The organism is Rhizobium sp. SVR5-9E, assembly GCF_056755095.1.
The window spans coordinates 1-18,296 of the sequence record NZ_JBNDHS010000031.1 but is presented as its reverse complement, the minus strand read 5'-3'; the positions used below and the strand labels follow the sequence as shown (position 1 = coordinate 18,296).

Here is an 18,296-nt window from a genome sequence, read left to right as displayed (position 1 = left end):
TTGACGTTCACCCGCATTTTTCCACGCAAGCCGTTTCGGTCAAGCGATTTCGCGGCGGTTCAGAGGCCGGTAGCCATCAAAGCGAAACGGTATCGACCTTCTTGCCGGCGAAACGGAGCGCAATTTCGCCCTTGATGAGTTGCAGCGCGGGCGCGCCGAACAGCTCGCGGCGCCAGCCGTGGAGGGCTGCGACCTCCGCTTTCTCGCCTTCCGCCGCAATCTTGTCGAGGTCTTCGCTGTTGGCGATGACCTTCGGCGCAACGCCGTGTTTTTCGGAGATCAGCTTGAGCAGGACCTTGAGCAGCTCGACCGCGGCGGCAGCACCTTCCGGCGCCTGCGTGTGGCGCGGCACATGCGGCATTTCGGCCTTCGGCAGGGCAAGGGCCGTGTTGACGGCTTCGAGAACCGCGCCGCCCGCGGCGGAACGCTCCCAACCCTTTGGAATCGTCCGAAGTCGGCTCAGCGCCTCGGCATCTTTCGGCTGCTGCTGGGCAATCTCATAGATCGCATCGTCCTTCAGGACGCGGGAACGCGGCACGTTGCGAGAGCGCGCCTCGCGTTCGCGCCAGGCGGCGACATATTTGAGGATTGCGAGTTCCTGCGGCTTGCGCAGCCGCATCTTCAAGCGCTGCCATGCATCGTCCGGATGCAGGTCGTAGGTTTCGCGCGCTTCGAGAATGTCCATCTCTTCGGAGAGCCAGGACGAACGGCCTTCGCGTTCGAGCTCGGCCTTGAGATAGAGATAGGCGTCGCGCAGATGCGTGACATCAGCCAGCGCATAATCGAGCTGTTTTTCGGAAAGTGGCCGGCGGCTCCAGTCCGTGAAGCGCGATGATTTGTCGATCTGCACGCCTTTCGTCCTGCCGACGAGCTGGTCGTATGACACGCTGTCGCCGAAACCGCAGACCATGGCGGCAACCTGCGTGTCGAAGATCGGATGCGGGATCAGCCCGCCGCGATGGAAAATGATCTCGATGTCCTGACGCGCCGCATGGAAGACCTTGAGCACATTCGGATTGGCCATCAGCTCGAAGAAGGGTGCGAGATCGATGCCCTTCGCCAACGGATCGACAAGGACTTCCGTCGTCGGGCTGGCCATCTGTATCAGGCAAAGCTCCGGCCAGAATGTCGTCTCGCGCAGGAATTCGGTGTCGATTGTAATAAATTCAGACTTGGCCAGCTCTTTGCAGGCGGCCGCCAAATCGGCGGTTGTTTCGATCATGTCAATTCATTCGCAAGGAAAGGTCGATTAACCTTCCTTCTCCTTTACGCAGGATATGTCAATACGTTGAGGGCGGTTGAGCAGGCGCTTATTCGCCGGGATGTATCTTGTGTTTCCGCTGTCGCTCGTTTCGCGTGGCGTAAAGCGCTACGATGCCCAGCAGCAGGCCGCCGGCCGGCACAATCAGAAAATTGATGAACTGATCAATCGTCATGCCGCAAGCCTTTCAGGACTTTCCTTGCCATGAAATGTAATGCACAGGATGCGCAAAGACAACTTACCGCTGCGACGCCAGTTACTAAGGGAGAGCCTACGACGCCATTCAAGCTCGCTACGGTCGGAGCAAATGAACCGACTGCGAAAACGGCAATGGCGATACCGTTCATATAGTTCGCGGTAAGTTTCGTTCTCTCGTTGTGGATGAGGCTCATTACGTGATCGCTGAAAATTGGGCTATGAGCTATCACGTACAATCTAGGCGTTCAGTGGGCAACTCCTCAAACAACCCGAATATAGCTCGTCATTCCGGTCTTCTGGTGCTCGATGATGTGGCAATGCAGCAGCCAGTCTCCCGGATTGTCGGCCACGAAGGCGAGCTGCACCTTTTCGTCGGGCTGAATGAGATAGGTATCCGAGACGAGTGGCATGACGTCGCGCGTCGAGGACGAAATGACGGTGAAGCTCATGCCGTGCAGATGGATCGGGTGCAGATGTGGCGTCACGTTTTCGAGCTGGAAGATATAGCTCTTGCCAAGCTTCAGTTCGGCGAGAGGGGCGGTCGGATCGGGCGTGTCCCCCGGCCAGGGAACCTTGTTGATCGCCCAGAAGCTGTAGCCGAGGGTGCCGCAGATGCTGTCGGCGGGCGCGCTTTCCGCCGTCGCGCTAAGCACCAGCGGGATCCATTCCGCGGACGACAAATCGGCTTGCGGGACCGGGTTTGCGGCCAGCGGTCCAAGATCGAGCGCATCGCGTTTCAGCGTTTGTCCAACAGCGCGCAGGCTGGCGATCGTCTTTGGCGTGGTCCCGCGGATGTCTTCCAATGTTGCGACCGCTCCCTCACCGTCCGGCATCCTCACGGCAAGCTCCAGCCGCTGTCCGGGGCCGATCTGCAGGAGTTCGAGCGGAAAGCGCTTCGGCACTGGATTGCCGTCGATCGCAATCACCGTCGCGGCGGCCCCTGCCATCTTCAAAGAGAAGATGCGCGTTACGTCGGTTATTGCGATCCGCAGGCGGATCAGCCCACCGGCTGGCGCATCATATTGCGGTTCCCGCTGCCAGTTCGCGGTGCGCACCGTCCCGTATGTGCCCGTCTTTGCCGCGTCGCGCGGGCGGAAAGGCGCGATGAACTGGCCGTCGCCGCCAAGCCGCCAGTCGCGCAGGTTGAGCACGATTTCCGCGTCGAAGACCGGGTCCGCAGGATCCTCCACGACGATAACCCCCGTCATGCCGTGGCCCATCTGCGTCAGCGTATTGCAATGCGGATGGTACCAGAAGGTGCCGGCGTCGGGCGGCGTGAAGGCGTAGTCGAAGCTGTCGTCGGTATAGACATAAGGCTGCGTCATGAATGGCACGCCGTCCATCTCGTTGTCGATGCGCAGCCCGTGCCAGTGGATCGTCGTCGGTTCGTCCAGGCTGTTGGTCAGCCGTGCCGCAAACGGCTTGCCGCGCTGCATGCGCAAGACCGGCGGCATGCCTTGGTCGCCCCAGGTCATGATGTCCTTCGTCGGGCCCGCGTCGGTGAGCGAGGCCTCGGTCTTCACCGCCTTCAGCACTTGTGGCTGCTGTCCCGCTCCGGCCAAACCGAATTTGCCTGCGGCGCCTATCCCGATGCCATAAGCGCCAGCAACGGCGGACGCCTTCAGCAGATTGCGACGGGTGAGAAGGGGCATGGGGGCACTCCGGTCATGGTGGTGGCGCCATCTTTAAAGTTGACTGCGGATTTCATCAATAAGGAAGCGAAGACCAAACTGCCGCACTTGCCTTTACCCGGGGCTCGGAATAAACCACCCCAAAGTGGCAGTCCCTGCGGCCCAAGCCTTGACAAATCAGACCGTCCATGCGCTTTTCCGCCCGATTTTCTTGTCGGCGCTTGAGGGTCATTTTTGCCCTTGCAGCCGTCTCAGCAGATACCGGGAATTGAAATAATGCATCGCTATCGCAGCCACACATGCGCCGCCCTCCGCAAGTCGGACGTCGGCTCTACCGCCCGCATTTCCGGCTGGGTCCACCGCGTTCGCGACCATGGCGGCGTTCTCTTCATCGACCTACGCGATCACTACGGCATCACACAGGTCGTCGCCGATCCGGATTCGCCCGCTTTCAAGATGGCCGAAACCGTGCGCGGCGAATGGGTCCTCCGCATCGACGGTCTTGTGAAGGCTCGCACGGAAGACACCATCAACAAGGCAATGGCGACCGGCGAAATCGAGCTCTACGCGCAGGAGATCGAGGTTCTTTCCGCTGCCAAGGAGCTGCCGCTGCCGGTCTTCGGCGAACCCGACTATCCGGAAGATGTCCGCCTCAAGTACCGCTTCCTCGATCTTCGCCGCGAGACGCTGCACAAGAACATCGTTACGCGCACGAAGATCATCCGCGACATGCGCAACCGCATGGAAGACGTTGGCTTCACCGAATATTCGACGCCGATCCTGACGGCCTCCTCGCCGGAAGGCGCGCGCGACTTCCTCGTCCCGAGCCGCATCCACCCCGGCAGTTTCTATGCCCTGCCGCAGGCCCCGCAGCAGTACAAGCAGCTGCTGATGGTCGCCGGTTTCGACCGTTACTTCCAGATCGCGCCCTGCTTCCGCGACGAAGACCCGCGCGCCGATCGCCTGCCGGGCGAATTCTACCAGCTCGACCTCGAAATGAGCTTCGTCGAGCAGGAAGATGTCTGGAACACGATGGAGCCGGTCATCCGCGGCATCTTCGAAGAATTCGCCGAAGGCAAGCCGGTCACCCAGACGTTCCGCCGCATCCCCTATGATGACGCGGTCCGCATGTATGGTTCCGACAAGCCGGACCTGCGCAACCCGATCGTCATGGAACAGGTGACCGAGCACTTCGCCGGCTCCGGCTTCAAGGTCTTCGCCAACATGATCGCGTCCAACCCGAAGGTTGAGATCTGGGCGATCCCGGCAAAGACCGGCGGCAGCCGCGCCTTCTGCGACCGCATGAACGCCTGGGCGCAGAGCCAGGGTCAGCCCGGCCTCGGCTATATCTTCTGGCGCAAGGAAGGTGACAAGCTCGAAGGCGCCGGCCCGTTGGCGAAGAACATCGGCGAAGAGCGCACGGATGCGGTCCGCACCCAGCTCGGTCTCGGTGATGGCGACGCCTGCTTCTTCGTCGCCGGCGAGCCGGACAAGTTCTACAAGTTCGCAGGCGAAGCCCGCAACCGCGCTGCCGACGAGCTGAACCTCATCGACCGCGACCGTTTCGAACTCTGCTGGATCGTCGACTTCCCGTTCTTCGAATGGAATGAAGACGAGAAGCGGGTCGACTTCGCGCACAACCCGTTCTCGATGCCGCAGGGCGGCCTCGATGCGCTGGCGAACCAGGATCCGCTGACGATCAAGGCCTTCCAGTACGACATGGTTTGCAACGGCTTCGAAATCGCCTCGGGCTCGATCCGTAACCAGTCGCCGGAACTGATGGTGAAGGCCTTCGAAAAGGTCGGCCTCAGCCATGCGGACGTCGAAGAGCGCTTCGGCGGCCTTTACCGCGCCTTCCAGTATGGCGCACCGCCGCATGGCGGCATGGCTGCCGGCATCGACCGCATCGTCATGCTCCTCGTCGGCGCGAAGAACCTGCGCGAGATTTCGCTGTTTCCGATGAACCAGCAGGCAGAGGACCTGCTAATGGGCGCTCCCACGCCTGCGACGCCGACGCAGTTGCGCGAACTGGCGATCCGCCCGATCCCGCCGGTCAAGAAGGACTGAGGTCCTCGTCAGGACAGATTGAAAAGCCCGGCATCGCTGCCGGGCTTTTTCATGTTGCAACGACAAAACGCTGCAACTATACGTCTCGCATTCGCCCCGGACCCGGTGAAACTCCGGGTGGCTCTTCTGGCCGCCGATCCGCCAGACAACGCACAACATTTCTCCCTATGTTGAGCCGGATTCAGTCCGGTTGCGCTGAACCTTGTGAAAAATCTGATATGAGCAAACTCTCCGCTTACAGGCGCGAATGGTTCTCGAACATTCGCGGCGACATTCTGTCCGGCATCGTCGTGGCTCTTGCCCTCATCCCGGAAGCTATTGGCTTCTCTGTGATTGCAGGCGTCGATCCGAAAATAGGTCTCTTTGCCTCCGTCGCCATTGCCTGCGTCTCGGCGATCGTCGGTGGACGTCCTGGCATGATTTCCGCAGCTACGGCTGCGACCGCGGTCCTCATGGGATCGCTCGTCCGAGAGCATGGCCTGCAATATCTCTTCGCTGCCACGATCCTGATGGGCGTCTTGCAGTTGATCGCCGGAATGCTGAAGCTGGGCCGTCTGATGCGGTTCGTATCGCGCTCGGTCATGACGGGCTTCGTCAATTCTCTCGCGATCCTGATCTTCATGGCGCAGCTGCCGGAACTCATCGGCATGCCGCAGACAACCTATGTGATGATCGCGGTTGCGCTCGCGATCATCTACCTTTTTCCTTACGTGACGAAAGTCATCCCGTCACCGCTGGTCGCAATTGCGGTACTGACCGCGGTAACCATCTCGTTGGGTCTCGATGTCCGCACCGTAAGCGATCTTGGCGAACTGCCGACGAGCCTGCCGGTGTTCACCATCCCGCAGGTGCCGCTGACCTTCGAAACGCTCCGGATCATTTTCCCTTATTCTATCGGCCTCGCTGCCGTCGGCCTGCTGGAGTCGCTGCTGACCGCCCAGATCGTGGACGACATGACCCATACGCAGAGCAACAAGAGCCAGGAGTGCTTTGGGCAGGGCGCCAGCAACATCGCCTCCGCCCTGATCGGCGGCATGGGCGGCTGCGCCATGATCGGTCAGTCGGGCATCAACATTGCCTCAGGTGGACGCGGCCGCCTTTCGACCTTCGTTGCCGGTGCCTTCCTTCTCGTTCTGCTTCTCGTGCTCGACGACATCCTGCGCGTCGTTCCCATGGCGGCGCTTGTGGCGATCATGATCATGGTTTCGATCGGAACATTTTCCTGGCGCTCCATTCTCGACGTTCGCCGGAACCCGCCGTCATCTTCATTCGTGATGCTCGCAACTGTCGTAACGGTAGTCGCCACGCATGACCTTTCGAAGGGCGTGCTTGTCGGCGTTCTGCTGTCGGGTGTCTTCTTCGCGGGCAAGGTTGCCGGCCTTTTCCACGTTCACTCCGCTCTGACCGCAGATGGAAGCGCACGGACATACTCGGTCGATGGACAGGTGTTTTTCGCGTCGGCGGAGAGCTTCTCGATGTCCTTCGATTTCGAGGAACCGGTCAAGACAGTGACGATCGACGTCAGCAGAGCGCACTTCTGGGATATCACTGCAGTGGGCGCTTTGGACAAGGTTGTCCTGAGATACCGCCGCAAGGGAATCGATGTCGATGTCAAAGGGCTCAATGCGGCGAGCGCGCACATGCTTGATCGCTTTGCGCTTCATGACAAGCAGGGAGCTGCTGCCGTCTCCGGTGCGTCCCATTGAACAGAAAGCCCGGCAGCGATGCCGGGCTTACTTTTGAACTTCGAACCCTACTGGTTGGCCGTCACCTTCACGCCGAGGACGTTGGGCAGCGTGTCCGGTGCGCCCATTGCCGCGCCCATGATGGTCGGGAAGGGGACCGGCTGCGCCGGAGAAGCGCTGACGACGAAGTTTTTCGGATCGTCGAGATAGGTATTGATCGCTGCCGAGATCGCATTCTGCAGTTCGGGGATATTGAGCTGCGCCAGAGCGATCGGTGCCATTGCCTTCAGCGCGTCCGCCATCTGCTTTGCCGATATGTTTTGCTGGGCACCTGCATATTCGAGGGCACGCTTGGTGATCGAAGCATCGTCGAAGCGGATTTCGGCGCCGCTGAATGAAAGCTGCTGCATGAGGCCGAGCATGGCGAGCCCGAGCGCCTGCTGCGCTTCTTCCTTGTTCGGATTCGTCTCGGACGCCTTGGCCGCTTCGCGCAGAGAATTCACGAAGGGCAGGGTGTAGCCGGAGATTTTGAGGGCAAGGTTCAGGCGGCCGATATTGGTGAAATCAAACGTGAGTTCTGAGATGTCGATCGCTCCCGGAGCGAGGTCCCACGCGCCTTTCACGGTGACATCGCCGTTGACGTGCTGGAGGGCGAGCTTCTCGATCGCTTCCTTCGCCTGCGGATCCGGCGCATCGCTGAGATCTGCCTTCATGCCTTTGAACGCGCCGTCGAAGTCGAAGCCGGATTCATCCTCGCGCAGCGTGAGGTTCATCTTTGTGTCGCCGATGGAGAAGGCTTCCTTGCCGTCCTTGACGACCTTGACCGGGCCGATGTGAGCGGTCTCGTAGAGCAGCATCGAGTCGAGCCCTTGGCCGTTCGCATCGGCCGGGATGGAGATGCCGCCGATCGTCAGTTCGGATGCGGTGATCGTCGCGCCGTCTTGGGCCGCGTTGATGTCCGGGAACTTGGCTTCCTCGACGTAATAGCCGCCGTCCTCGTCCTCTTCGACGCCGGTGAGCGCGATATCGCCGATCGTGAAGGCCTCGCCGCCATTCGGCTTAAAGCTGGCATTCTTCAAGGTCATGGTCGTATCATCGACATCAATGCCTTCGGCAGCGATCGTTCCGCCCTCGGCGCTATAGGCGGCATTCAACTTCTTCAGAAGATCCTGTCCGTCGAGCGCGAACGCGGAGCCGGCGAGCGACAGAAATGCGGCGCCAGACAGCATCAGCCGGGTGGTCCGGAAAAAAGTCATCGATAAATCCTTTGGTGGCGGTTGGGAGTGCAGCGAAGTTACTACGGATCGAACGCGGTTTATATTTGCAGGTCTCTAAAATTCTGTTGAAGGGAACAGCAACCGAAGTCCAAATTGAAAGCAATGCTTGTCGCTTTTTTTGCTCGCCTTCCGTTACGTCATCCACAGGCCAGCCCCCTTGATTCCTTGCCGTGAAGCGTCTTCTGGGCTAGGCAGAGCCTATGGGACAAGAGATTTTGCCGCCCTCCGGCGGGGATGACGACAATATTCAACCGGTTGATCTGAAGGCCGCGCTCGAAGAGCGTTACTTGGCCTATGCACTTTCGACCATCATGCACCGCGCGCTTCCGGACGTGCGCGATGGTCTGAAGCCCGTTCATCGCCGCATCATCCACGCCATGAGCGAGATGGGCATACGGCCAAACGCGGCCTTCAAGAAATGCGCCCGCATCGTGGGTGACGTCATCGGTAAGTTCCACCCGCATGGCGACCAGTCTGTCTACGATGCGCTGGTGCGTCTCGCGCAGGATTTCTCCCAGCGTTATCCGCTCGTCGACGGGCAGGGCAACTTCGGCAATATCGACGGCGATAATGCCGCCGCCTACCGCTATACGGAAGCACGCATGACCGACGTCACGGCGCTGCTCCTCGAAGGCATCGAACAGGACGCCGTCGACTTCCGCCTGACCTACAACGAGGAAGACCAGGAGCCGACGGTTCTGCCGGGCTCTTTCCCCAACCTTCTCGCGAACGGCTCCTCCGGTATCGCCGTCGGCATGGCGACGTCCATTCCCTCGCACAACGCGCACGAACTTTGCGATGCGGCGCTGCATCTGATCAAGCATCCCGATGCCACCGTCGAAAAGCTGGTCGAGTTCGTTCCGGGGCCTGACTTCCCGACGGGCGGTATTATCATCGACAGCCGCGAGAGCATCGTCGAAAGCTACCGCACCGGCCGCGGTGGCTTCCGGGTGCGCGCCAAATGGCAGATCGAGGATCTGGGCCGTGGCGGCTACCAGATCGTCGTCACCGAAATTCCCTTCCAGGTGCAAAAGTCGCGGCTCATCGAAAAGATCGCCGAGCTGTTGATTGCCCGCAAGCTGCCGCTGCTCGAGGATATCCGCGACGAGTCCGCCGAAGACGTTCGCGTCGTGCTCGTGCCGAAGAGCCGCAGCGTCGATCCGACGATCCTGATGGAATCGATGTTCAAGCTGACGGAGCTCGAGAGCCGCTTCCCCTTGAACATGAACGTTCTGTCGATGGGGCGCATCCCGCGCGTCATGGCGCTGAACGAGGTGCTGAAGGAATGGCTCGATCACCGCCGGGAGGTCCTGCAGCGCCGTTCGCGTTTCCGCCTTGCGGCGATCGACCGGCGCCTCGAAATCCTCGGCGGCTTGCTGATCGCCTATCTGAACATCGACGAGGTGATCCGCATCATCCGCGAGGAGGACGAGCCCAAGCCGGTGATGGTGGCACGCTGGGGGCTGACGGACAATCAAGTCGAGGCGATCCTCAATATGCGGCTGCGCTCCCTGCGCAGGCTCGAAGAGTTCGAAATCCGCACCGAGTTCGATGAGCTGACCAAGGAGAAGGCAGGCATCGAGGCGCTGCTCGCCTCCGATGAAAAGCAGTGGCAGACGGTTGCCTGGGAAATCGGCGAGGTAAAGAAGAAGTTCGCCAAGGCGACCGAGCTCGGTCGCCGCCGCACGCAGTTCGCCGAGGCGCCCGAGGCTGACGAGCAAGCCATTCAGCATGCGATGATCGAGAAGGAGCCGATCACCGTTGTGGTCTCCGAAAAGGGTTGGATCCGTGCGCTGAAGGGCCACATCTCCGACACCGCAAGCCTGACATTCAAGGAAGGCGATGCATTGAAGATCGCCTTCCCGGCACAGACGACGGACAAGATCCTTGTCCTCACGACTGGCGGCAAGGTCTTTACGCTCGGCGGCGACAAGCTGCCCGGCGGGCGCGGTCACGGCGAGCCTCTGCGCATCATGGTCGACATGGATAACGATCAGGATGTGCTGACGGCCTTCGTTCATGATCCGGCGCGCAAGCAGCTGATCGTCTCGACCGCCGGCAACGGCTTTGTGGTGGCGGAATCGGAAATGGCCGCCAACACCCGCAAGGGCAAGCAGATCATGAATGTTTCCATGCCTGACGAGACCAAGCTTGTCGTTCCCGTCAGCGGCGATCACCTCGCCGTCGTCGGCGAAAACCGCAAGATGCTGGTCTTCCCGCTGGCGCAGGTCCCGGAGATGGCTCGCGGCAAGGGAGTGCGTCTGCAGCGCTACAAGGACGGCGGTATTTCCGACGTCCGCTCCTTCGCGATTGCCGAGGGCCTCGTCTGGGAAGACAGCGCGGGCCGCACATTCACGAAAAACAAGGAAGAGCTCACCGAGTGGCTGGCCGACCGCGCTTCGGCGGGCCGCACCGTCCCCAAGGGCTTCCCGCGCAGCGGCAAATTCAACGGCTGACTGCAATAACAAATTGGCGATCCACTCTTGGCGAGCGGATCGCATCCTCTATCTCACCCCTGTTACCAAAAAAGAGGGATAGGTTCATTCCGAAGGCGGCTGGAATGACGTCGGGCATTGCTTTGCGAGCATTGCCCCCACAGGGAGGAGCATCAATGTCTTGCAATACCATCAAGCTGCACGTCGACCATACCTACAATGCCCCGCCTTCGGTCATCTACGACGCGTGGCTTAACCCGCAGGTCGCCAAGCGCTTTCTTTTCGCCACGGAGCAAGGACACGTTGTCCGCGCCGAAATCAACCCGCGTGTCGGCGGGCGCTTCCTTATCGTTGACCGGCGCCTCACCGGCGATGCCTGTCATTCGGGGATATTCCTGGAGCTTCGTCGGCCGAGACACATAGCCTTCAGCTTTTCCGCCGAGGAGCACGACCACAATGCCGACCGCGTCGACATCAAGATCGAACCGCTCGGAGAGGGCAGTCGGCTGACGCTGGCTCACGAAATGTGCGCGGAATGGGCATCCTTCGAAGAGAAAACCCGTCAGGGCTGGAAGAATGTGATGCTAGGCTTGGAACGCGTGCTGGAACAGACGAACCGCCTAGCCAGCTAAAGGCACGCTGAAATCACGCAGAAAGCGGGTAGCGCCTTCTTCATCGATCTCTCCGGCGGCCACCGAGAGGACGAAGGCCACAATCTGTGCGTTTTCGGCTTCAATAAGATAGCCGTTTACATACAGGAAGGTGAACGCCGCGAGGTAGCCAGTACGTTTGTTGCCATCGATAAAAGGATGGTTTCGTACAATGCCGTTAAGATATGCAGCGGCGAGGACAAAGATGTCGTCCTCGCCGTAGGCGGCTTTGTTGAGCGGCCGAGCGAGACCGGTTTCCAAGGCATTGGCGTCGCGTAACCCGGCCAACCCGCCGTGTTCGGCGAGTTGCTCATCATGGATTTTTTCGATTGCGTCGCGACTGAGCCATTTCAAACGGGTCATTTGGCGAGTTCGCGCAGCGCAACCCGATACTTCTCCATGCCAATTCGGGCAGCGCGTAGCTGTTCTGCCAGGTCCGGAGACTCCGGAATCAACTGAATGCTGCCATCGCTTTCGCGAAGTTCTAGACTATCGCCGCTACTCAACCCAAGCCGCTGCAATACTTCCTTCGGAATAATGACGCCTTCGGAATTGCCGATCTTGCGGATGGTGATGTTCATTGTCTTATCCCTCGTGATAACGGCGTTATAACATGAAGGCTTAAGGGCGGCAAGCCGCGCCTATTGCGTTGCCGGCCGAAGGCTGCCTCCACGGGCTCTCCACAGCGAATGCGTCATGATCGCTGCGATCAAAATCGAGCCGCCGACGAGCGTCATCGTCGCTGGCGCTTCGGCGAAGATGAACCAGACCCAGATCGGCGCGAGCACGGTCTCCAGCAGATAGAACATGCCGACCTCGGGCGCGGAGAGGTAGCGCGGGCCTGTTGCCAGACACCAGAAGGCCACAGGCATCACGATGGCGCCATTGAAGATGATCCAGGCAGGGTGGTCGACCGAAATGCCGGCAGGCAAGGCCATCCCGAAGCCGAGGGTCGCCGGAAAGATTGCAGCAAGAAGCGGCACGAAGCCCATGTCACACCGTGAGGCGCGGCCGACGGTGATTGCCGAGGCAAGGATAAGGGCGCTCAGCAGCGCCATCGCGTCGCCAAGGATATGCCCGCTCGATATGCCGTCATGGACGATCAGCCCCACGCCGAAAATCATGGCAGCCATCGTCAACAAGGTGGAAACCGGCGGCCGTTCCTTGAGGAAGATCCAGGAAAGCAGAGCCCCGAACATCGGATTGAAGGCGACGATGAAGACGACGTTGGCCGTTGCCGTATTGAAGACCGACAGCAGGAAAGTCAGAGTCGACAGACCATAGAGCAACCCGGCAACGATGCCGTGCCGGCCGGGGATCAGGACGGGCCATTTCCCGCGAAAAATCCGGATCGCTGCGACGATAAGCAGAGTCACCAGAACTGTGGCGATGCTGCGAAGGCCGAGGATCGACCACATGTCTCCGTGCGCAAGACGCACGAGCGGAATGTCCATGGAAAGAGCCAAGCCGCCGACGGCCGTCAGGGCGAGACCCTTCCGATGATCGGAAAGGGCAGGGAGAAACATTTAGTCGTGCGTACTTTCGGACAGCGAGGCGGGATCGAAACGTTCCCAGCCGCGCGGGGTCAGGTGTTCCTGCGGCTGGAAGCGCGTCTTGTAGTCCATTTTGCGCGATCCCTGAACCCAGTAACCGAGATAGACATGTGGAAGACCGAGCGCTTGCGTCCGTTTTACGTGGTCGAGGATCATGAAGGTGCCAAGCGAGCGCTTGTCATATTGCGGATTGAAATAGGAATAGACCATGGAGAGGCCGTCGCTCATCGAATCGGTCAGAGCGGCAGCCAGGAGTTCGCCCCGCGGACGGGCCTCGAGGCCCGAGCCTTCTTCCCGTCTGCGGTATTCAATGATCCTGGTGTTCACATGCGTATCTTCCACCATGATCGCATAGTCGAGCACCGTCATATCGGACATGCCGCCTTGCTGGTGGCGGTAGTCGAGATAGCGGCGGAAGAGAGAGTATTGCTCGCTGGACGGCTGCGCCGGAAATTCGGTGGCGATGATGTCGGCATTGGCCGCCAGCACGCGCTTCATCGACTTTGTCGGCTGGAACTCCTGGGCGAGGATACGCACGGAGACGCAGGCGCGGCAGGCTTCGCAGGCAGGACGATAGGCGATGTTCTGCGAACGGCGGAAGCCGCCTTGCGTGAGGATGTCGTTCATTTCGGCAGCACGCGGGCCGACGAGATGTGTGAAAACCTTCCGCTCCATCTCATGCGGCAAATACGGGCATGCAGCCGGAGCAGTCAGATAAAACTGCGGTGATGGCGAGACCTGCGTATTCATCTGCCGGAAAGGTGCCCCTTTGCGCTGTCTTCCTTATAACAGCATGACCTAAGAATAAAAAACGTCAACAGCGCGGCTAAACTGTCCTCGCTATCCGTTTTCCATTCTTGTTGATATGGCATCGCCAACCGGACAGCAAAGACCGGTGGCGGACTATATTGCGCGGCTCTCAGGCGGTGCGTACCGTAACCGTCCCGACGAGGAGGTCGTGGATCAGGCGGCTGCGTTCGATGAAGAGACCGGCAAGCAGAATGAGCGGCGTCAGTACCGAGTTCAGGATCCAGAACAGCGCCAGATGCACGATCGCTGTGAGGAAATCCATCGGCCGTCCATCGACGCGGACGATCGCGATACCCATAGCTCGCATGCCTAGCGAAGCCTGGCTTGGCCCGCCGACCGTCAGGCCGAAGTAGAGACCGGCAACCAGCACGAAGAGCGCCGGATAGAGCAGAAAGCCCAAGCCGAATGTCAGGATGGAGAGGAAAAACAGCACCACTGCGGCAGGAATGCAGAGCAGCAGGACGATGATGTAGTCGAGAATGAATGCAAAAACCCGTCGGCTGAGCGTGCCGCTGTAGGCGCGCCAGTCCTCCGGTGCAGCATAGAGCGGGTTCGGGTTGATGCTCATCGAGGTCTCCTTCGGAAAAACGATGCCAAAGATATGGTATCGGCGGCCGGAGATACAATAATGTGTGAATTCACCGCTTGGCGAGCTGTCTGGCGACCTCGATCGCGAAATAGGTCAGGATCCCGTCGCAGCCTGCGCGCTTGAAGGCCAGCAGCGTTTCCATCATCACCCGTTCACCATCGATCCAGCCATTCATGGCCGCAGCCTTGATCTGGGTGTATTCGCCGGAAACCTGATAGGCGAAGGTCGGAAGGCCGAAGGCCTCCTTCATCCGCCAACAGATATCGAGATAGGGCAGGCCGGGCTTGACCATGAGCATGTCGGCGCCTTCCTCGACATCGAGAGCGGCGTCGCGGATCGCCTCGGTGCCGTTGGCGGGGTCGATGTAATAGGTCTTCTTGTCGCCCTTCAGCAGGCCGCCGGTCGAAATCGCCTCGCGATAGGGGCCATAAAAGGCCGATGCGAATTTCGTCGCATAACTCATGATGCCGACATTCTGATGCCCTGCGGCGTCGAGCGCCCGGCGGATGGCGCCGATCCGCCCGTCCATCATTTCCGAGGGCGAGATGATGTCGGAACCGGCATCGGCCTGCATGACGGCAGCACGCGCCACCTGATCGACCGTCTCGTCATTGACGATCTCGCCGCCGCGCAGAATGCCGTCATGCCCGTGGCTGGTGAAGGGGTCGAGGGCGACATCGGTGATCACGCCGATGTCAGGCACGTGCTTCTTCAGTGCGATCGTCGCCTGGTTGATGAGGTTGTTGGCTTCGAGACTGTTGGAGCCGGTTTCGTCGCGCAGCGCCATCTCGATGTTCGGGAAGGTTGCGATCGCCGGTACGCCGAGATCGGCCGCTTCCTTGGCCGCTTCGACCAGCTTGTCGACGCTCACGCGGTTGACGCCGGGCATGGCCGGGATCGGCTCGACGATGCCGGAGCCGGGGACCACGAAGACCGGCCATATCAGGTCGTCCACCGTCAAACGATTTTCTTGCACCAGCCGGCGCGTCCAATCCGCCTTGCGGTTTCGCCGCATGCGGCGGTGTCCGGTGATTTCGTCGACGAGATGGGTCTTGTCCTGCATTGTCTTTGGTCCCTGACCATTCTATTTCTCGGTGCGCTCATTATCACGACAGCCTGGAAAACCAAACCGGGCGATTGGCCGCGGGCGACAAGCCGCTGGCCCAACTGGAAACCTAACGTCTGCGCCATGGAACATGATTCTCCGACAATGCCGAAGCGGACGCTAACGGACATTCTCTTCATCCTCTTCCTGAGGCTGGTCGCGATCTCCTGCTTCTGTCTCGGCCTGCAATACTGGGCGATGCTCGTTGGCTATTCGCTGGCCGGGGCAGGGCGCTTCGATCTGCTGAGCCTTCCGTGGAAGGTCGCGGCCACCAGCCTTGCCGTTCTCTTCCCCGTCGCGGCGCTCGGTCTCTGGCTGACGGTTTCCTGGGGCCCCGTTCTCTGGGTGCTCGCAGCCGGTGGGCAGATCCTGATGTACGGCATGCTTCCCGAGACCTTCGGCGCCAACAGACTCATCATCCTACTGCATGGCGTGGTTGCGCTTCTCTACCTGGTTTTCCGCCTTGTGCTCTGGCTGGAAAATCGCCGCCACCGCCGCCAGGTAAGCGTTGATTTACCCTGATACAACGCGGGGTTTCCGGTAAGGTGCTGTTAAGCCTGCAGTTTAAGTAGAATTTTATTTGTATTCGATAGGGTCTCACTCAAGGCGGGAAGAAAACCAACACCGCCAAACAAAACAGTGAGGCAGTCATCATGAATACGAAAATCAAGCCGCAGGCGGCATCGAACTTCCGTGACCAGCAGGACCAGGACATCCGTGATCTTTACATGGAATCCCTTCATCTGGTTGAACGTCTTCACCGCCGCCTTCTGGATGTCATCAAGGACGAGTTCGACCGTCAGGGCCGCAGCGACGTCAATGCGATCCAGGCACTGCTCCTTTTCAACATCGGCAATTCCGAGCTGACCGCAGGCGAGCTGCGCTCGCGTGGCTATTATCTCGGCTCGAACGTTTCCTACAACGTCAAGAAGCTTGTCGACCTTGGTTTCATCAATCACCAGCGCTCGCGCATCGACCGCCGCTCCGTCCGCATCAGCCTGACGGACACCGGCGCCGAGATCGCCGAAACGGTCGCTAGGCTCTACGAGCGCCACATCACCTCGATCGACAAGGTCGGCGGCATCGGCACCGACGAGTTCACCCAGATGAACAAGCTCCTGCAGCGCCTCGACCGCTTCTGGAACGACAGCATCATGTACCGCCTCTAGGGCGAAGACCTCCTCCGAAGACCTCCTCCAGGGTCTAAGAAAACCGGATGCGTCCCTGCGCGTCCGGTTTTGTCCGTTCGGGGTAGGCGTGTCATCTTTGCAACGCATCGCAGCCAAGCGTTGTCGCCCGTATCCAGGCCGCTTTTTAGCCGCTATTGACCAGCACGGTTCGACGATCGATATGGCTTTGTCCGTGCGGCTCACCTGCCGGCGTTTGTCAATACGGGGCGTCATGCGACACGAATCGGCCATATTGGTGTGAGAGCGGAATGCACCGTAAGCGGCGCTTTCCGGCACAGTAATTCAGGGTAGTCCGCGCTTCCGGCTCGCAATCTTGTGATGTCCGGACGCGCAAAAATGGTGACGTGCCGAAAAACGGAATGATACTGGACTGCGTTGCGACGCAGTGAATCGCAAACCCGCGGTTTTCCTTTCAGGCTGCGGCATTCAGTGGTTGGGAATATGTCGAAGAAGAATGGTATTGAAGCTCTCTCGCGCCGCGCTTTTCTAGCGTCTGCAGCAACCGTCGGAGCCAGCGCAATCGCCGCCCCGGCTTTTGCGCAGTCGGCGCTCGATGCGCTGATCAACGCACCGCGCCGCGGCGATTGGGACGACCAGTTCGACGCCAAGGCGGCATCGCGTACGGCGGCCGCTGTTGTTTCCAATACGCCGATCCTCAGCCCGCAGGCAGTTCCGAGCATCCAGCAGGGGATTATGCAGTATCAGCAGATCGCCTCCGCCGGCGGCTGGCCTCAGGTCAATCCCGGCGAGCAGCGTCTGCAGCTCGGCGTGACGGATCCTTCTGTCCAGGCCCTGCGCCAGCGCCTGGCCATCACCGGCGACCTTCCGCAGGAAGCCGGCATGTCTTCCGCCTTCGATTCCTATGTTGACGGCGCGGTCAAGCGCTTCCAGGCCCGTCATGGCTTGCCTGCCGATGGCGTCATTGGCGAATTCACCCTGAAGGCGTTGAATATTCCTGTCGAGGTGCGCCTGCAGCAGCTGAATACCAACCTGATCCGCATGCAGACCTTCCCGGAAGATCTCGGCCGCCGCCACGTCATGGTCAACATTCCCGCCGCCTATGTCGAGGCAGTCGAGGACGGCAGCGTGGCGACGCGTCATGCGGCCATCGTCGGCCGTATCACCCGCCCCACGCACATCATCAACTCGAAGATCTACGAGGTCATCCTCAATCCTTACTGGACGGCACCGCGCTCGATCATCGAGAAGGACATCGTGCCGCTGATGCGCAAGGACCCGACCTATCTCGAGCGCAACAACATTCGTCTCCTGGACGGCAAGGGCAACGAAGTGGCGCCGGAAACGATCGATTGGAACGCTGAAAAGGCTCCGAACCTGATGTTTCGTCAGGACCCTGGCAAGAACAATGCCATGGCCTCCACGAAGATCAATTTCCACAACCCGAACAACGAGTACATGCACGACACGCCGGAGCAGGGCCTGTTCAACAAGCTGATGCGCTTCGATAGTTCGGGCTGCGTCCGCGTCCAGAACGTCCGCGACCTTTCGAACTGGCTGTTGCGCGAAACCCCCGGCTGGTCGCGTCAGCAGATGGAACAGGTCATCGCAAGCCGGGTCAACACGCCGATTACGCTTGCCGAGGAAGTGCCGGTCTATTTCGTCTACATCTCCGCCTGGGGCATGCCGGACGGTATCGTTCAGTTCCGCGACGACATCTATCATCTCGACGGCAACGACGAGCTCGCCCTCGACACGACCCAGGGCATGGAGCAGCCGGTACAATAAGATAGGCGGCTTACTGCAATCTTTTGAAGACCGCGCCTTCGAGCGCGGTTTTTTGTTCGGCGGTTGCCGCCTCGCGCTCTTTGCCTAGCAAATGTCGTT

17 protein-coding genes and 1 other annotated feature are annotated in these 18,296 nt (G+C 60.1%); of the genes, 7 read left to right on the top strand and 10 right to left on the bottom strand.

The genetic code is table 11. The annotated features are described in order from the left end of the window. Positions 1-76: 76 nt before the first annotated feature. The 3 genes from rnd to ACPYOJ_RS15940 all read right to left on the bottom strand — a co-directional run bounded on the left by rnd (position 77) and on the right by ACPYOJ_RS15940 (position 3,111). Positions 77-1,222 carry a ribonuclease D gene (gene rnd, locus ACPYOJ_RS15950; protein ID WP_168829114.1) on the bottom strand — a complete coding sequence of 382 codons (1,146 nt, stop codon included), beginning with the start codon at positions 1,220-1,222 and terminating at the stop codon, positions 77-79. A gap of 88 nt (positions 1,223-1,310) precedes the next feature. Continuing rightward, entirely contained in the window at positions 1,311-1,436 is a 126-nt protein-coding gene (locus tag ACPYOJ_RS15945) for a hypothetical protein (RefSeq protein WP_481417130.1), read from the bottom strand. 283 nt (positions 1,437-1,719) lie between these two features. After that, positions 1,720-3,111: a multicopper oxidase family protein gene (locus tag ACPYOJ_RS15940; RefSeq protein ID WP_481417129.1), complete on the bottom strand. Its 1,392-nt coding sequence runs from the start codon at positions 3,109-3,111 to the stop codon at positions 1,720-1,722. Between the two features lie 255 nt (positions 3,112-3,366). Between ACPYOJ_RS15940 and aspS the strand changes: the two genes are divergently transcribed. Both aspS and ACPYOJ_RS15930 read left to right on the top strand, forming a co-directional pair. Continuing rightward, complete coding sequence (gene aspS / locus ACPYOJ_RS15935) at positions 3,367-5,157, top strand: aspartate--tRNA ligase (protein WP_481417128.1); 1,791 nt, start codon at positions 3,367-3,369, stop codon at positions 5,155-5,157. A gap of 95 nt (positions 5,158-5,252) precedes the next feature. Further along, positions 5,253-5,308: a sequence feature (sul1 is cis-regulatory element that is thought to sense ions involved in sulfur or methionine metabolism; They are found in Alphaproteobacteria), on the top strand. A 67-nt stretch (positions 5,309-5,375) separates the two neighbouring features. Beyond that, positions 5,376-6,863 carry a SulP family inorganic anion transporter gene (locus ACPYOJ_RS15930; protein WP_481417127.1) on the top strand — a complete coding sequence of 496 codons (1,488 nt, stop codon included), beginning with the start codon at positions 5,376-5,378 and terminating at the stop codon, positions 6,861-6,863. 47 nt (positions 6,864-6,910) lie between these two features. Here ACPYOJ_RS15930 and ACPYOJ_RS15925 read toward each other — a convergent pair whose 3' ends face one another. Beyond that, on the bottom strand, positions 6,911-8,098 hold the full coding sequence (locus ACPYOJ_RS15925) for a YdgA family protein (protein ID WP_481417126.1): 1,188 nt from the start codon (positions 8,096-8,098) through the stop codon (positions 6,911-6,913). Between the two features lie 221 nt (positions 8,099-8,319). Between ACPYOJ_RS15925 and parC the strand changes: the two genes are divergently transcribed. Together parC and ACPYOJ_RS15915 are read left to right on the top strand one after the other, a co-directional pair. After that, complete coding sequence (gene parC, locus ACPYOJ_RS15920; protein WP_481417125.1) at positions 8,320-10,575, top strand: DNA topoisomerase IV subunit A; 2,256 nt, start codon at positions 8,320-8,322, stop codon at positions 10,573-10,575. Between the two features lie 155 nt (positions 10,576-10,730). Beyond that, positions 10,731-11,186 carry an SRPBCC family protein gene (locus ACPYOJ_RS15915; RefSeq protein WP_168829120.1) on the top strand — a complete coding sequence of 152 codons (456 nt, stop codon included), beginning with the start codon at positions 10,731-10,733 and terminating at the stop codon, positions 11,184-11,186. Here the strand turns inward: ACPYOJ_RS15915 and ACPYOJ_RS15910 are convergent. The 6 genes from ACPYOJ_RS15910 to hemB form a co-directional block, all read right to left on the bottom strand. Then, on the bottom strand, positions 11,175-11,567 hold the full coding sequence (locus tag ACPYOJ_RS15910; protein WP_481417124.1) for a type II toxin-antitoxin system death-on-curing family toxin: 393 nt from the start codon (positions 11,565-11,567) through the stop codon (positions 11,175-11,177). The two genes, ACPYOJ_RS15915 and ACPYOJ_RS15910, sit on opposite strands and share 12 nt — an antisense overlap. After that, positions 11,564-11,785, bottom strand: coding sequence for an AbrB/MazE/SpoVT family DNA-binding domain-containing protein (locus ACPYOJ_RS15905; protein ID WP_481417123.1), 222 nt, complete (start codon positions 11,783-11,785; stop codon positions 11,564-11,566). Before ACPYOJ_RS15905 ends, ACPYOJ_RS15910 begins: the two co-directional genes overlap by 4 nt. Positions 11,786-11,845: 60 nt before the next feature. Then, positions 11,846-12,730: a DMT family transporter gene (locus ACPYOJ_RS15900; RefSeq protein ID WP_481417122.1), complete on the bottom strand. Its 885-nt coding sequence runs from the start codon at positions 12,728-12,730 to the stop codon at positions 11,846-11,848. After that, the gene (locus tag ACPYOJ_RS15895) at positions 12,731-13,507 is read right to left on the bottom strand and encodes an arginyltransferase (protein WP_168829124.1); all 777 of its coding nucleotides are present in this window, start codon (positions 13,505-13,507) and stop codon (positions 12,731-12,733) included. Between the two features lie 169 nt (positions 13,508-13,676). Then, entirely contained in the window at positions 13,677-14,135 is a 459-nt protein-coding gene (locus ACPYOJ_RS15890) for an RDD family protein (protein ID WP_481417121.1), read from the bottom strand. Positions 14,136-14,205: 70 nt separating this feature from the next. After that, the gene (hemB, locus tag ACPYOJ_RS15885) at positions 14,206-15,219 is read right to left on the bottom strand and encodes a porphobilinogen synthase (RefSeq protein ID WP_481417120.1); all 1,014 of its coding nucleotides are present in this window, start codon (positions 15,217-15,219) and stop codon (positions 14,206-14,208) included. A gap of 126 nt (positions 15,220-15,345) precedes the next feature. Between hemB and ACPYOJ_RS15880 the strand changes: the two genes are divergently transcribed. The 3 genes from ACPYOJ_RS15880 (at position 15,346) to ACPYOJ_RS15870 (ending at position 18,197) form a co-directional block, all read left to right on the top strand. Further along, positions 15,346-15,783, top strand: a complete 438-nt coding sequence (locus ACPYOJ_RS15880) for a DUF6163 family protein (protein WP_481417119.1) — start codon at positions 15,346-15,348, stop codon at positions 15,781-15,783. A gap of 131 nt (positions 15,784-15,914) precedes the next feature. Further along, positions 15,915-16,430 (top strand): transcriptional regulator LdtR, encoded by a 516-nt coding sequence (ldtR, locus tag ACPYOJ_RS15875; protein ID WP_168829128.1) that lies wholly within the window; start codon positions 15,915-15,917, stop codon positions 16,428-16,430. Between the two features lie 462 nt (positions 16,431-16,892). Beyond that, the gene (locus tag ACPYOJ_RS15870) at positions 16,893-18,197 is read left to right on the top strand and encodes a L,D-transpeptidase family protein (protein ID WP_168829130.1); all 1,305 of its coding nucleotides are present in this window, start codon (positions 16,893-16,895) and stop codon (positions 18,195-18,197) included. Positions 18,198-18,296 lie beyond the last annotated feature (99 nt).